At 53.0% G+C, this 13,101-nt stretch carries 11 protein-coding genes, 1 tRNA gene and 1 other RNA gene; 8 read left to right on the plus strand and 5 right to left on the minus strand.

The genetic code is table 11. From position 1 onward, the window contains the following. Window positions 1-2: 2 nt before the first annotated feature. The 5 genes from H6507_02575 to H6507_02595 all read right to left on the minus strand — a co-directional run bounded on the left by H6507_02575 (window position 3) and on the right by H6507_02595 (window position 3,701). On the minus strand, window positions 3-590 hold the full coding sequence (locus H6507_02575) for a CDP-alcohol phosphatidyltransferase family protein (GenBank protein ID MCB9367988.1): 588 nt from the start codon (window positions 588-590) through the stop codon (window positions 3-5). Between the two features lie 3 nt (window positions 591-593). Continuing rightward, the gene (gene recR, locus H6507_02580; protein MCB9367989.1) at window positions 594-1,190 is read right to left on the minus strand and encodes a recombination protein RecR; all 597 of its coding nucleotides are present in this window, start codon (window positions 1,188-1,190) and stop codon (window positions 594-596) included. Between the two features lie 10 nt (window positions 1,191-1,200). Next, window positions 1,201-2,910 (minus strand): DNA polymerase III subunit gamma/tau, encoded by a 1,710-nt coding sequence (gene dnaX, locus H6507_02585; protein ID MCB9367990.1) that lies wholly within the window; start codon window positions 2,908-2,910, stop codon window positions 1,201-1,203. A 581-nt stretch (window positions 2,911-3,491) separates the two neighbouring features. Beyond that, window positions 3,492-3,589: signal recognition particle sRNA small type (gene ffs / locus H6507_02590), an RNA gene on the minus strand. Between the two features lie 39 nt (window positions 3,590-3,628). After that, window positions 3,629-3,701, minus strand: a tRNA-Ala gene (locus tag H6507_02595). Window positions 3,702-3,842: 141 nt separating this feature from the next. Between H6507_02595 and H6507_02600 the strand changes: the two genes are divergently transcribed. The 8 genes from H6507_02600 to H6507_02635 all read left to right on the plus strand — a co-directional run bounded on the left by H6507_02600 (window position 3,843) and on the right by H6507_02635 (window position 13,097). Next, entirely contained in the window at window positions 3,843-5,501 is a 1,659-nt protein-coding gene (locus tag H6507_02600; GenBank protein MCB9367991.1) for a T9SS type A sorting domain-containing protein, read from the plus strand. Between the two features lie 123 nt (window positions 5,502-5,624). Further along, window positions 5,625-7,514 carry a DUF3857 domain-containing protein gene (locus tag H6507_02605; GenBank protein MCB9367992.1) on the plus strand — a complete coding sequence of 630 codons (1,890 nt, stop codon included), beginning with the start codon at window positions 5,625-5,627 and terminating at the stop codon, window positions 7,512-7,514. A 51-nt stretch (window positions 7,515-7,565) separates the two neighbouring features. Continuing rightward, complete coding sequence (locus H6507_02610) at window positions 7,566-8,330, plus strand: hypothetical protein (protein ID MCB9367993.1); 765 nt, start codon at window positions 7,566-7,568, stop codon at window positions 8,328-8,330. Between the two features lie 33 nt (window positions 8,331-8,363). Further along, a complete protein-coding gene (locus tag H6507_02615; protein ID MCB9367994.1) occupies window positions 8,364-10,292 on the plus strand; it encodes a DUF3857 domain-containing protein in 1,929 nt (642 codons plus the stop codon). Between the two features lie 193 nt (window positions 10,293-10,485). Then, complete coding sequence (locus tag H6507_02620; protein ID MCB9367995.1) at window positions 10,486-10,857, plus strand: NADH-quinone oxidoreductase subunit A; 372 nt, start codon at window positions 10,486-10,488, stop codon at window positions 10,855-10,857. After that, on the plus strand, window positions 10,858-11,361 hold the full coding sequence (gene nuoB, locus H6507_02625; protein MCB9367996.1) for an NADH-quinone oxidoreductase subunit NuoB: 504 nt from the start codon (window positions 10,858-10,860) through the stop codon (window positions 11,359-11,361). After that, window positions 11,358-11,834, plus strand: coding sequence for an NADH-quinone oxidoreductase subunit C (locus H6507_02630; protein ID MCB9367997.1), 477 nt, complete (start codon window positions 11,358-11,360; stop codon window positions 11,832-11,834). The genes nuoB and H6507_02630 overlap by 4 nt, the downstream gene beginning before the upstream one ends. Before the next feature lie 3 nt (window positions 11,835-11,837). After that, window positions 11,838-13,097, plus strand: a complete 1,260-nt coding sequence (locus H6507_02635; protein ID MCB9367998.1) for an NADH-quinone oxidoreductase subunit D — start codon at window positions 11,838-11,840, stop codon at window positions 13,095-13,097. The last annotated feature ends 4 nt before the right edge of the window (window positions 13,098-13,101 follow it).

A 13,101-nucleotide genomic window follows, 5' to 3' on the forward strand; every position in this document is an offset into this window, starting at 1 on the left:
GCTTATACCGGACGCCCCCTATGGCGAATCTCTTTTAGGAGTTCACGATTGCCGTGGAGATACTCGATCAACGTAAAGAACGTGTAAACTGTGACGCCGGCCAAAATCCAATAAACGATCCGTTCAAAATGCGGAATCGACATGAATCTCGTATCAATCCACTGCAAGACCAGAATTGTCAGCGCGACGGCGCCTTGAAGAATTCCTTTCCACTTCCCCGTCGTTCTTCTGCCCATCGCCGTGCCGGTCAAGGCGGAAAAGACTCTCAAATATGCCACAACGACGTCGCGGTAGACCAAAATCGCCACCATCCACGCCGCGGCATAGCCAAGGACGAGAAAGCCGATAAAATAGGAGATGCGCGCAATCGTGTCACTCATCGGATCGAGCAGCTTACCGACGTCGGAGACCTGCTTTTTGGACCGCGCCGCGATGCCGTCGGCAACGTCCGTAGCCTCGATTAAGACCGAGACAATCAATGCGAGCTCGATGGAATACTCGAAGTTTCCGAGATACGCAATCAAGAACAGCGGGCCAAGCGCGAGTCTTGAAAGCGTTAGTTGATTGGCGAGATTAAAGCCGGGAATCATGTGCTATCCGTCCGCCTTTGTCCGTTCAGCCAGCGCTCTTGCAAGCGTGACTTCATCTACTTGTTCGAGCTCGGCTCCGATGGGTACGCCGCGCGCAAGTCTTGAAGCGGTGATGTTTCTGCTTTTCAGTTCTCGTAACAAATACAAAGACGTCGCGTCGCCGTCGGACGTGGGACTGAGCGCCAGAATCACTTCGTGAAAGGACTCTTTCTCCGTTCGACCCCAGAGGTCAGCAATCCGCAGAGCTTCGGGGCCGACCCCGTCCAATGGACTCAAAACTCCGCCTAACACATGGTAAACACCACGAAAACCGGTGGCCTTCTCAAGACGCAAAATATCCTGTGGTGATTCGACGATACACAGAAGTCCCGAGTCGCGTTTGGAGTCGACACAAATTCCGCACAGTTCCGCTTCGGTTAAGTTTCCACAGCGTGTGCACATGTGAAGTCGCATTTTGACCTGCATGATCGCTTCGGCCAACGCGCGTGCTTCGGGCTCAGGCTGTTTCAGGATGTGTAAAGCGAGTCGCAGAGCCGATTTTTTTCCGAGACCGGGAAGTTTGGCAATTTGGTCGACGAGCCGCTCCAGCGTCGGAGACATTTGTGACATTCTATTGTCCCGACTTTCCCATTTTTTGCGTCACGTCTTCACCGCCAAATTGTGACATCACGCTGTTAAACAAGTCGCCGCTGCTTGCCCCGCCGTTCTTACTCTCAGTTTTTGCTGCGGGAGATGACGTTGCCGCAGGAGCGCTCTCCGTCGCTGCGGCAGGGGAGACCTTTACTTTCGCGCCCGTCACTTGCAGGATAGCCTGCTCAAGAGATGGAGCATGAGCCTTAAGCGATTCAAAGTGAAACTTGCCTTGATGCTTCGGGCGGATGGTAAGCGCTGTCCCGCTCAGTGAAACAATATCCCAATCGTTGTGAGCAAATGCGGAAGCTGCGCTGCTGATATGATCAAGTGCGTCGCAAATCTTTTCCCAAGAGGCAGTCAGCTCCGCAAGTTCAAGCGCTGACGTGCGCACCGGAGCAGAGCTCTTTGCAGTGCTGGGTTCTGGGTGGGCGGGAGCCGATACGGGTTTTTGCAACGGGGTATGCGCCGGTCTTGGCACCGGTGCCGACGCCGCGGACGGGCGAGGGGTAGGTGCAGCCTTCGCAACCGGACGGCTTGCCTTAGGTGCCGCATCTCCGTCCTTTGGAATTCTCTCGAGTAAGTGTTTGATGGATACCGCGCGATCTAAAGTTACCCAACGCAGCATCGAAATCTCAAACCTCGTACGTGGAGAAACTGACCACTTAATCTCATCTTCAAGAGTTGCGGCCAATCGAATCAAGCGGAACAAATCGTCTACGGTCAAGTCACCGATAACCGCTCGCAGCGAGTCACATTCTTCCTGCGACCGACCCGGAATCGACAATCCCTGCAGCAGGAAAACGGCATCGGTCCAGTAGCCTTGCAGTTCGCGCAGCAACAGGCTGTAATCAGTGCCTTGTCTTGCCAAGGTATCGAAAAACTCCGGCAACCCGCTGGTGTTTTGGGACGCAACCAAAGACGTCGCGTTCTCGAGGACTGCCATGGACAGCGTGCCCAGCACTTTCCGGGCCTCGTCAAGCGTGATGTTGTCCGCGCAATAGGCCACAACTTGATCAAGCAGTCCTTCCGCGTCGCGCAAAGAACCATCAGCCGCGCGCGCAATCTGAAAAAGCGCTTCCGGTTCGGCATTCCAGCCTTCGGCCGCGGCAATAACTCCAAGGTGTTGAGAGATTTCCAAAGGTGAAAGCGGACGAAAGTCGAATCTTTGTACGCGCGAACGAATCGTGCTCGGAACTTTGTGAACGTCTGTCGTCGCCAGAATGAAGATCACATGAGAAGGCGGCTCCTCCAAAGTCTTCAAGAACGCGTTGAAAGCCGCGGTTGTCAACATGTGGACTTCGTCGATGATGAAGACCTTTTTGTCACCGGCGGCAGGTGCCAGCCTCGCCGCTTCGTTAATCCTGCGAATGTCTTCGACTTTGTTGTAGGATGCACCGTCAATCTCAACGACGTCAAGTTCGCGGTCTTCAAGCAGTGCGCGGCAAGTCTCACACACGTTGCAAGGTTCTACAGGCACGATTTCCCCAGCACGTTCACAGTTGATAGCACGTGCAAGAATTCTGGCCGTAGAGGTTTTTCCCACGCCGCGCGGACCCGTGAATAGAAACCCATGTGCAAGTCTTTCTTGCGCAATGGCATTCTGGAGAGTACGGGTAATGTGCTCCTGACCAACGACGTCAGAAAACTTCTGGGGTCGCCAGCGGCGTGCAAGAACTTGATAGGCCATCTAATTAGGTGGGGTCGTGGAAAGTCGTAAAAGGGGTAACGAACAGAAATTTTGATGCAGGAAGGTGCACAAATTTGAAAGTAGCCCTTTTTTGCCGGAAAGTCAACGCCGCAGGGTAATTTTCTGCACAAATGTTCATACATAAAATAATAATAATCAATCTATTGGATATTTTCCGGTCGCCAAAGACCAGCCAAGCCTCTTAACAAAACTGCGCTTCAGTGGCCAAAGCGTTGCGACCACCAGTAGAATGACAATTACCACTGTCTTGGGTTCAACGAACATTGCAAAGAGGCCCCAAGATAATGCTGAAATCGACGTTTTGTGAGCGGAATCGCGACATCTGGGTCTGGTGCACTTGTGTTTCAGGATAAGAATAGAAATCCCAGCGAAATAGACGAAGGTATATTTAGCATAAGACTCATCACAATCATATCAAAAAACTAAACATGGCAATGCGACAATTCTCAGAAATCCGTTGACAATAGGTGTCATGCAAGTCGTAGACAGACTACATTATGTCCGTGTGTTGCGGATAGAACTGGAGAATCTGCAAGAGAAGAGAAAAAAATCTCGGCAGAGATCGCCAGGCGATCCGCACACAAGAATGAACCACTTACCGTTGCTACCTTCCGGTCCTGGCGGGTTTGGGCGGCCACCCCTTGTGCGGGGCCCGGCGATGTCTGCCGAGAATAATGACAAACCCTTGCGGGTTTAGTGGAGCAGAGCGGGATCGAACCGCCGACCCCCACGTTGCGAACGTGGTGCTCTCCCAGCTGAGCTACTGCCCCGAAAGACGAGCAATATACGGAGCAGGTTGGGCTTTGTCAAGTTCATGCGAAGCGGGGCACCACATTTGCTACAAGCACACTGGCTTTGAGATTTCGAATTAGATCAATGATTTCAATATGTTAACTGAGGGAACACGAAAGATGATGAAGAATAAGAAGGGTGTTTTCTTCCCGGTTGCGGTTTGGATGGCTGCTGCACTATTGGTGCTGAGCCTGTCGGCGTTTGCAACCAGCCCGGGAGATGCCGAGATGAATAATCCGGATACTGGTCCGGCCACACTCGACGATGTTTTTTGCGGCGACTGCACGTTGGACTACGTCGGCTTGAGATGGGCCGGCAGCGGCGGCTTCGGTGGGCGCGGTATTGTCCACTGGCCGGGCGGCACCACTGGCAATAATTACGGTCAAATGGGTTTCGTCAGCACGTGCGACGGTTTGGGTGATCCTGCCTACGCGTGGTGTTCTGACTTGTACCACCCGCTCGAGATTCATCAATACGGCGTGGATATCGACCCGATGATCGTTACGGACGATTCCTGTCGCAAGACGCAGTTGACGGCTATGGCATATCTGTTCGCTTGGACGACTCCGACTTCAACGTTTGAAGATGATGCATACCAGATTGCGCTTTGGAAGCTCTCGAGCATCCGTGACGGCGGTCCGGATAACGGTCGCCCGCATTTTTGCTACGACGCTGGAATCGGCTATCCGAATTTCGGAGATACGCCAGTCTACCCGTATGTCAACACGGTATACACCACGAATCCCGATCGCAACGATTGGGCGAACGCCAAGGTGCTCGACGCCATAGGCAAGAACGTGATTTTACCGGGCGACGTGATCGAAGACGACTGCCTTCCTGCCGTAATCGACGGAGACTATGCTACGGTAACCATCAAGTACACGCTCGTTCGCGGCCCGTATGCCTACTTCGTAAACGATACGTGTGTGGAGAACGTTGCCCTTGATATCTGTTGTTGGATTGGCCAAGATGAGCCGGTTTGCGAGCGTTATTATACGGACGCGAACGGCAGCGTGGAAATCAGCATCACCCAGTTGATTGAAAGCCGTCAGCCCGTTGATTGCCGGGTATGTTCAAACTCCGCGTGGCCAACCAAGATCATTGGCTGCGAAGACTCGACATATACAGACAATCAGTGGTTGGTCTTCGGCGAGAGCGAGCCGCTTTGCTTCCCGTTCCATTTTGAAGGCGACAAGTGGTTGTCCGTTGAGCTTGCAGGTTTCGACGCCTACACGACCACCGACGGCGTTGATCTGCAATGGTCGACCGCATCTGAAGCCAATGCGGATCATTGGGAAGTTGAGCGCTGCCTCAGCGGTCAGGACAACTTCGAGCTTATCGCTCAGTTGCCGGCTGCAAATCGTTCCACGGGTTCTACGTACCAGTACGCCGATCGTAACGGCACGATGGGTGCGAGCTATGACTACCGCCTGGTCGACGTCGATGCGTTTGGTGTCCGTACGGTTCATCCGAATACGGTTTCCGCCTTGTACGGCAGCCACGTTGGGCCGGTCAGCGAATATAGTCTTGCCGACGCCTATCCAAATCCGTTCAACCCGGCGACGACGATTTCCTTCACGATTCCGGAGGCCGGAAATGTACAACTGCGCGTATTCGACCTGTCGGGCCGCGAAGTTGCCACGCTTGTGAATGGAGTGACGGAAGCCGGTCGACACAGTTTGGAATGGAATGCCGAAGGGCTCCCGTCCGGTACGTATTTCTACACTTTGAAGTCCAGCGGCTATACCGCGACCAAGAAGCTGCTCCTGCTTAAGTAAGCATCTTCGTTCTTCAATCTTCATGAAAAGGCCCCGCTCGCGCGGGGTCTTTTTGTTCAGATGCATCTTGCTACTCAAGCACGGAAACAGTATTATTGGGTGATGCGTGTAAAGGACAATACTATGTACAAATTCCTGCTTTTCAGCCTCCTCGCGACTCTGGTTGCGACGGCCCAAGAAACTCCGCCTCGCGGCCCGAACCTGCCGTTTGATCAAGCAAATGCCGTCGTGAAATACGACTGCACGTCCGTGGTTGTCAACGAAGACGGCTCGGGAGAAACGCTCCGCCGTTATCGAGTTGCGCTGCTTTCAGACCGTGCCGTGCGGCAATATTCGCAAGACGAGACTGTCTACAATCTCGGGTACGATACCGTAGAAGTGGTCGCGGCGCGGGTCTATTTGCCTGACGGCAAAGTCGTGAACGTGGATTCTTCGGCGATCAAGGACGTTCCCTTGCCTGCTTTTGGGAAGTTCTATTTGCAGAATGTACGCGAGAAGATCATCACCTTTCCCGCTCTGCAAAAAGGGGCGGAAATCGAAGTCGCGTACAAAGAGATCACTCACGAGCCGCCGATGGACGGACAGTTCAACATGTCCGAATATTTCGAGCACTCCGATCCTCTCCAAGAGAAAGTCGTGGAAGTTTCAATTCCTAATTCGATGCCGCTGCATTGGAAGACGCATGGCGAGGGAATTGCGCACGTCAGCCACGAAAATGGCGACAGGACTTTTCACGTTTGGCAAATCAATGATGTCCCGCAACTCGTCCCCGAGCCGGGCATGCCGCCATTTCCTGAAGTATCGCGGGAGCTGTTGGTAACAACGATTCCCGACTGGGAAACATGGTCGAAGTGGTATTATGAGCTCGCCGAACCGGAAATGGTGGCCGACTCGAGTATCAAAGCGGAAGTTTTGGCGCTGACAAAAGGAAAGAGTAGAGAGCAGGCGGTTCGCGCAATCTTTCAGTATGTGTCGAACAAAATCCGTTATGTGGACACCGCGTTGACTGGCCGCAAGGCAGGGTACAAACCCGAAGCTGCGGCGACGACTTTTAGGAACAAATACGGAGTCTGTCGCGACAAGGCGGCTCTGATGGTGACCATGCTTCGGGAAGCCGGCGTCGAATCAAACATCGTGCTGATGAATCCGTCGTGGAAGATCGATCAAGAAATCGCGACGGATCAGTTCAATCATGCGATCGTGTCTGTAAAGGAAGGGGACAAGCAGGTCTTCATTGACCCTACCGTTGAAAAGACGACGGAGTATCTTGCGGCCAATGAACAGGATCGCGGCGTGCTGACCTGCTCGAAAGAAGGCAATGACTTGGCGTGGACACCCGTTGAGGACGCGGAAAAGAACCTCTACCGCGTATCTGCCAAGAGCAAGGTGGATGAAGACGGCACACTCACGTCGTCCATCGATATTTCCTCTCACGGATTTCCCGACTTGGCTCTCCGCAGCTACATGCAGTCGATCTCGCCCGAGGAACGGGAAATTCTGTTCCAGAACTTCGTCCAAAGCCTCGCACCTACGGCCCGCCTTGACGAGTTGACGATGACAGACTTAACGGACCTCGATATGCCGTTGGATATCAAACTCAAAGTGTCCGCTAAGGACTATGCGATTCAAGCGGGGCCGTATTGGCTTCTGAATTCGATAGCACAAGGCAGGAAACTTGATTTCTTGTCGAGCTGGCTGCTCTCCGGAAGCGAGTTGACGAACCGTCGCTATCCGCTCCGTCTGTCATCGACGTTTGCCGTGCAAATGAGCGAAACCGTGGAATTTCCCAAAGGGTACAAAGTGCGGAGCTTGCCGGACGATTTGGAATTGTCAAACGGTGACTACAGACTTTCGAGAACTTGTACGGCCAAGGGGAATACAATTTCGGTTAAGCAAGCTCTTGAACTTGATGTGCTGGACATACCTCTGTCGCGGTATCCCAACCTGTTGGAAATGGTCAACCAGTTAGATGCATTGGATCGCGGAAAACTGGTGTTAACGACCTCTTCTTAGCGTTTTCTTAGTTGGGCGGCAACGGCGGGATTCTTGCTTGAGCGGTGCCGTATGAGCACTATAAAGGCCGATGAGCCACTGCAAACGACCCGCGAAGCCGAAGAAATCAGAAACCGCAAGATTCTTTGGTGGTTCTTGGCATTAGTCAGCACCGCCGCAGGTGTTGTCGTGCCGTTTATGCTGACGGATCAAGCTGGTACGATCATGTGGACTCTGAGTATCGTTGCCAGCGGAATGATCTTAGGATTGCTGGATTCACGCAAACCGTGGGTCTTTCCTGTCTTGTTGGCACTTGGGTACTCGGCTGCAGGTACATTGCTCGGCGGATTCGGGAATCTTCCGGACCTCCTCGTGCGGCTCCAGCTTGGCGCTACTCTGGCCATTCCTGCCGCGATTGGGTCATATGCCGGAGCTGTGCTGCGCAAACTTGCACGCGGCAGACTGCAAGTTCACGGAAAGGAAACCCCGCGAAGTGCAAGGTGGATCGCATTGGCCATAGGGTCAATCTCGTCCATTATTTTCGTAAAGATTCCGGGTCAGGTTGGTATCTTTTACTCATTCACACTGCTGCTCGGTGCTGCCTTGATCTTAGGCTACATGTACAGTGACAGGCTGTGGCGGTGGGTGATGCTTCTGGGGTATGGAATTCCATTAGCGGCACTGATGAGAACCATCCTTGAGCTTTACTACTATCCCGAGGCCAACGGGTTATTCCCCATCGAATTGTCTTTGGCCATGGCTTTAGCCGTCCTGCCCACACTATTGGGAACGATGGCCGGCCGCGCTCTGCACCGCTATCGTCTGCGGACGCATTAGCTCCTTTCCTTCATTACAACCACATTTCCTCCCATGTCGAAACGATACGTGTTCGTCGTTTTGTCGTTGTTCTTGACTTCGACACTTTTTGCCGTTGACGTGCCGGAATGGCTCGAGTCACTGGCGGCAAACGCTCCCGGAGCGGAAACTTATCCACAAGCGTCGGTGCTCGTCCTGAAAGATGACAGAACAATCAGTGTAGATTCCGCCGGAGCATCTACTGCCTATGTAGAACAATGTCTCAAGCTGATTGATGACCGCGCCAAAGATGAGCAGGGAGATCGGTCCATACGTTTCGATGCCGAGCGCGATACGATAATCTTCGACGAAGTCTACACGAGACTGCCGGACGGGTCATGGATTGAACCAGAGCAAGATGCTTTTACGGTCACGAGCGCTCCCGAGGTGCAGTGGGCCTCTGCCTACTCGCAGCTAAAACAACAAAACGTCAGTTTTCCGGGTTTGGCCGCGAATGCTGTAATCTATTGGAAGTACCGGATTGAGCCCAAATCCGGACGCGATCCATGGCAAGACGACTACATCGGCGGGATCGTGACATTTGGCGGATTTGAACCCGTGCAAGAGCAGACATTCACAGTATCGTCGGACTCGTCACTTGCCGTTCAATATGAGATGCAAAACTCGGAATTGAAGCCGGAAGTTACGATGGATGGCGGGCGCAAGACTCTGACTTGGAAATTTAGAAACCTCGCGCAACTAACTCCCGAACCCAACATGGTATCATCTGCGCACCTCGTGCCGCGGTTGGTGTTCACTTCTTTCGCCGATTGGAGCGAAACGGATCTATATGTTGGGGAGAAATTCTGGAAGGCCGTTGAATCAGCTCAGCTCGCACAGCTTGAGTATTCGCAGCTTGCGAGTTTCGGGTCCATGCAGGGTAAACCTCTCGTTCAGAATATTGCCTCGTGGGTACAACAAAATATTCGCACAGTCAATCTTAGTCTTGGTGCTGTCGGATATACGCCCAACGACGCAAATGACGTATGGGCGAATCGCTACGGCGACGTGCGCGACAAGTTGGTTCTGTTGTCCGCGCTGCTGGGAGGGTATGGGATAGATTCCTATCCGGTGCTGATGCAATCGAGTGATTTGCCGTTCAGTTCACTGCCGTCACTTGAACAGTTCAGCTACATGATCCTCGCTGTTCCGCTGGACAAAGACACCTTGTTCCTCGATCCGATTCCGAGATTCTCGCCTCCTTACGAAATCGGCTACTCGCGTACTCTTGGGCAAGCCTGCCAGTTGGTTTTGGGTGCGCCGATCATCGGTCCGGCCAACGAATTGGTACGAGTTGACCGCAAAGCGAGCACCTCGATGTCCGTGGTGCTGGACGACACCGGAACTTTGTCAGGACGTGCGGACGCGGATGCCTTTGCGGACTACGCAAACATCGCGAGACAGACCTTCAGTGACCAAAAGGAACAAGAGAAGGAGATCTATTTTCAGAGAGCGGCATCACGAATCGGGCAGGGGTGCGAAGTCGTCCGAACCGAAGTTTCCGATCCTGAGCAGCTTACTCAGCCCATGCACGTCAGTCTCGACTTTTCTTGCAAAAACTACGCGGTCATTCAGGGCGACCTGATGCTCGTGGATTTGCCGGCGAGCCCGTTTTCATTCGCAATTTCGGGGTTTTACCCGTCACTCCCTGAGGTTAAGTATCCGGTCAACCTGCCGCTTGAAGGCACAACTGAAATGACCATTTTGGTCACTTATCCGAAGGAATATAAGGTCTCGTATTTGCCTTCGGCCCTCCTTGTAGAGAATCCATATGTAAAAATGTCCTTGGTGCCCAAGCAGCTTGCAGACCGCGTGGAATGGACACAGTCGATTACCTATAAGAGCAGTATGCTTCCTGTAAAGGACTACCAAAGCGTTCGGGAGTCTTTTGAAAAGTTGGTGGCTCCGAAGAACAGAATGATGGTTCTGGAGAAGGCTGAATAGTCTGGACCGCTGGGTGAATAATTTCGGTTGACAAAGCCAAAAGTTTTCCGTAGTTTACCACACGATTGGACAGGATAAAGCACTCTGCGCCGCAATTCTAAGATTTTGAAATTGCAATAGATAAGTGCATCCGTCCGAGAAACCAGCCATCTCGTGAAAACTGTAGCAATCTGTTGCCGCCTCACGCACGTTCATGCCGGACGTCCTCCACAATAATAACCTTGTAGTATTTCTGATTTTGCTGGCGGCCGTCGGAGCGGTGGTTGGGCTGTTTGTCGGCTTGACTGTGCTGTTCGGACCGAAGCGTCCGAGCGAGATCAAGAATGCTCCGTTTGAATCCGGCTGGTTGTCCAAGACGGACGCGACTCAGCCGTTCCCGATCAAGTACTACCTCGTGGCCATCTTGTTTGTCGTGTTCGACATCGAGGTGGCCTTTTTGTATCCGTGGGCGGTAGCATTCCGTGACAATGGGATGCTTGCCTTTATTTCGATGAATGTATTCTTGGCAATTCTGCTTGTGGGATTGTACTACGCTGTCAAGAAACGTGTTTTGGAGTGGAAGTAGATGAGCGAGTTGATGCAAAGCCCCATGCTGGACATGTCGCGTTCGCTTTCGGGCAACGTGATGACCACCAAGTTCGACAAGCTGTTGGGCTGGGCGCGCAAGTATTCGCTCTTTCAGTATCCGTTTGTAACGGCCTGTTGCGGCATGGAATTCATGTCGACGGCCTGTTCGCACTATGACCTTGACCGTTTTGGTGCCGCGTTTCCGAGGTTTTCGCCTCGTCAGGCCGACGTGATTTGGGTGGTGGGGACGATTAGTCACAAGATCGCCCCGATTCTGAAGAACATTTACGAACAGACGGCGGATCCTAAATGGGTCGTGAGTTTCGGAGCTTGTGCAAGTTGCGGTGGCCCATATGACAACTACGCAACCGTGCAAGGCGTCGACACGATTATTCCAGTTGACGTGTACATTGCGGGCTGCCCGCCTCGTCCCGAAGCCGTGCTCGACGGCTTGCTGAAATTGCAGGATCTGATTCAAAATCAGAAGCACGATTGGAAATGAGCAAGTTCCCCGAACATATCGCGATAGAAAAAGCTCATCCCACGGCGGTGCTGGATTGGCACGACCGTTTTGGAGATCGCACTTTGATTGTCGAGAGTAAGCAGATACTTGAAGTCATAACCTTGCTTCGCGACTCGTTTGGGTACGATATGCTGTCTGATTTGACGGCAGTGGACTATTATCCGCGCCGTCCCCGATTCGAGATGGTCTACCACCTCCTGAATATGGACAGCAAGGTCAGGCTCCGCGTTAAAGCCCAGCTTGAAGAGTCACATTCGCATATCGACAGTATTATCTCGCTTTATCCGATTGCCGACTGGCTCGAACGCGAAGTCTGGGACATGTTCGGAATCAAGTTTGAAGGTCATCCGCACCTGAAGCGTTTGCTGCTCTACGAAGAATTCGAAGGGCACCCGTTGCGGAAGGACTATCCCAAGACCAAGCGCCAGCCCTTGATCGGCCCGCAGAACTAAGTTATGGCAGATACCGAAGCACTCCCAACTCTCGACACGGCGGTTTTGACGAACGAGCCCGAGTTTCAGCAGAAGGAAATGATGTTGAATATCGGGCCCGCGCATCCTGCCATGCACGGGATTATCCGCATTCTTAGCAAACTCGAAGGCGAGCTTGTGGTTGAGTCGGACGTTGAGATCGGCTATCTGCATCGCGCGTTTGAAAAGAGCTGCGAGGAGAGTACGTGGAATCAGGCGATCATTTATACGGACCGTTTGAACTACGTTTCGGCCGCGATAAATAACATCGGCTACTGTATGGCCGTCGAGAAGCTCTTGGGAATAGAGCTTCCGCCGCGCGGCCAGTATATCCGCACTTTGTTGTCCGAGATATCGCGCATCAGCGATCACTTAACGTGCGTCGGCGCATCTGCGATGGAACTGGGAGGCTTCACGGTCTTTCTCTATATGATAAAAGGCCGTGAGTACCTTTGGGAGTTGATCGAGGAGTATTGCGGTGCGCGTGTTACGACGATGGCTTCGCGAGTGGGTGGCATGCCGTACGATTTGCCGGAAGGCTGGTTGGACAAATGCTTGTGGGTCGTCAAGGAGGTTCGTGACATCCTCAGGGAATGCGACATCTTGTTGACGAACAACCGAATCTTTGTCGAGCGCATGGAAAATGTCGGCGTGATGTCAGCGGAACGCGCGATTGCGTGGGGATGGACGGGCCCGTGCCTGCGCGGCAGCGGTGTCGCCTACGACGTGCGCAAAGATTTTCCATATCTTGTCTATGATCAGCTTGACTGGGAAGTACCGGTCGGCCGCCGCGGTGACAATCTGGACCGTTATCTGGTTCGGATGGAAGAAATGGAGCAGAGCTGCCGCATCGTCGAACAATGTGTGGCTAAGATTCCGGGTGGACCGATCAATTGCGACAACAAAAAGGTCGTGCTGCCGGAGAAGAAAGACACCTACGGAAATATCGAAGGCTTGATGAACCATTTCAAGCTGATTATGTACGGCCATGGTATTCGCGTTCCCGAAGGCGAAGTATACGTCCCGGTTGAAGGAGCGAATGGCGAGTTAGGGTTTTACATTGTCAGCCATCCTGACGAGCACTCGAAAGACGGTTGCAACGATCGGGCTTGGCGCGTGCGCTGCCGGCCGCCGTGTCTGCCGATGGTGGCAAGTTTGCCGGAAACGATTAACGACTATATGATTGCCGACATCATTCCGACGTTTGGGTCTGTGAATATGATCGGCGGCGAGCTGGATAGATAGAGCA

It is taken from the genome of Calditrichota bacterium, from assembly GCA_020637445.1.
Taxonomy (GTDB): domain Bacteria; phylum Electryoneota; class RPQS01; order RPQS01; family RPQS01; genus JABWCQ01.

What these genes read in the sequence shown, in the direction of transcription:
- H6507_02575 (MCB9367988.1), bottom strand. Translation starts at nt 590, where the DNA reads ATGATTCCCGGCTTTAATCTCGCCAATCAACTAACGCTTTCAAGACTC.
- recR (MCB9367989.1), bottom strand. Translation starts at nt 1,190, where the DNA reads ATGTCTCCGACGCTGGAGCGGCTCGTCGACCAAATTGCCAAACTTCCC.
- dnaX (MCB9367990.1), bottom strand. Translation starts at nt 2,910, where the DNA reads ATGGCCTATCAAGTTCTTGCACGCCGCTGGCGACCCCAGAAGTTTTCT.
- H6507_02600 (MCB9367991.1), top strand. Translation starts at nt 3,843, where the DNA reads ATGATGAAGAATAAGAAGGGTGTTTTCTTCCCGGTTGCGGTTTGGATG.
- H6507_02605 (MCB9367992.1), top strand. Translation starts at nt 5,625, where the DNA reads ATGTACAAATTCCTGCTTTTCAGCCTCCTCGCGACTCTGGTTGCGACG.
- H6507_02610 (MCB9367993.1), top strand. Translation starts at nt 7,566, where the DNA reads ATGAGCACTATAAAGGCCGATGAGCCACTGCAAACGACCCGCGAAGCC.
- H6507_02615 (MCB9367994.1), top strand. Translation starts at nt 8,364, where the DNA reads ATGTCGAAACGATACGTGTTCGTCGTTTTGTCGTTGTTCTTGACTTCG.
- H6507_02620 (MCB9367995.1), top strand. Translation starts at nt 10,486, where the DNA reads ATGCCGGACGTCCTCCACAATAATAACCTTGTAGTATTTCTGATTTTG.
- nuoB (MCB9367996.1), top strand. Translation starts at nt 10,858, where the DNA reads ATGAGCGAGTTGATGCAAAGCCCCATGCTGGACATGTCGCGTTCGCTT.
- H6507_02630 (MCB9367997.1), top strand. Translation starts at nt 11,358, where the DNA reads ATGAGCAAGTTCCCCGAACATATCGCGATAGAAAAAGCTCATCCCACG.
- H6507_02635 (MCB9367998.1), top strand. Translation starts at nt 11,838, where the DNA reads ATGGCAGATACCGAAGCACTCCCAACTCTCGACACGGCGGTTTTGACG.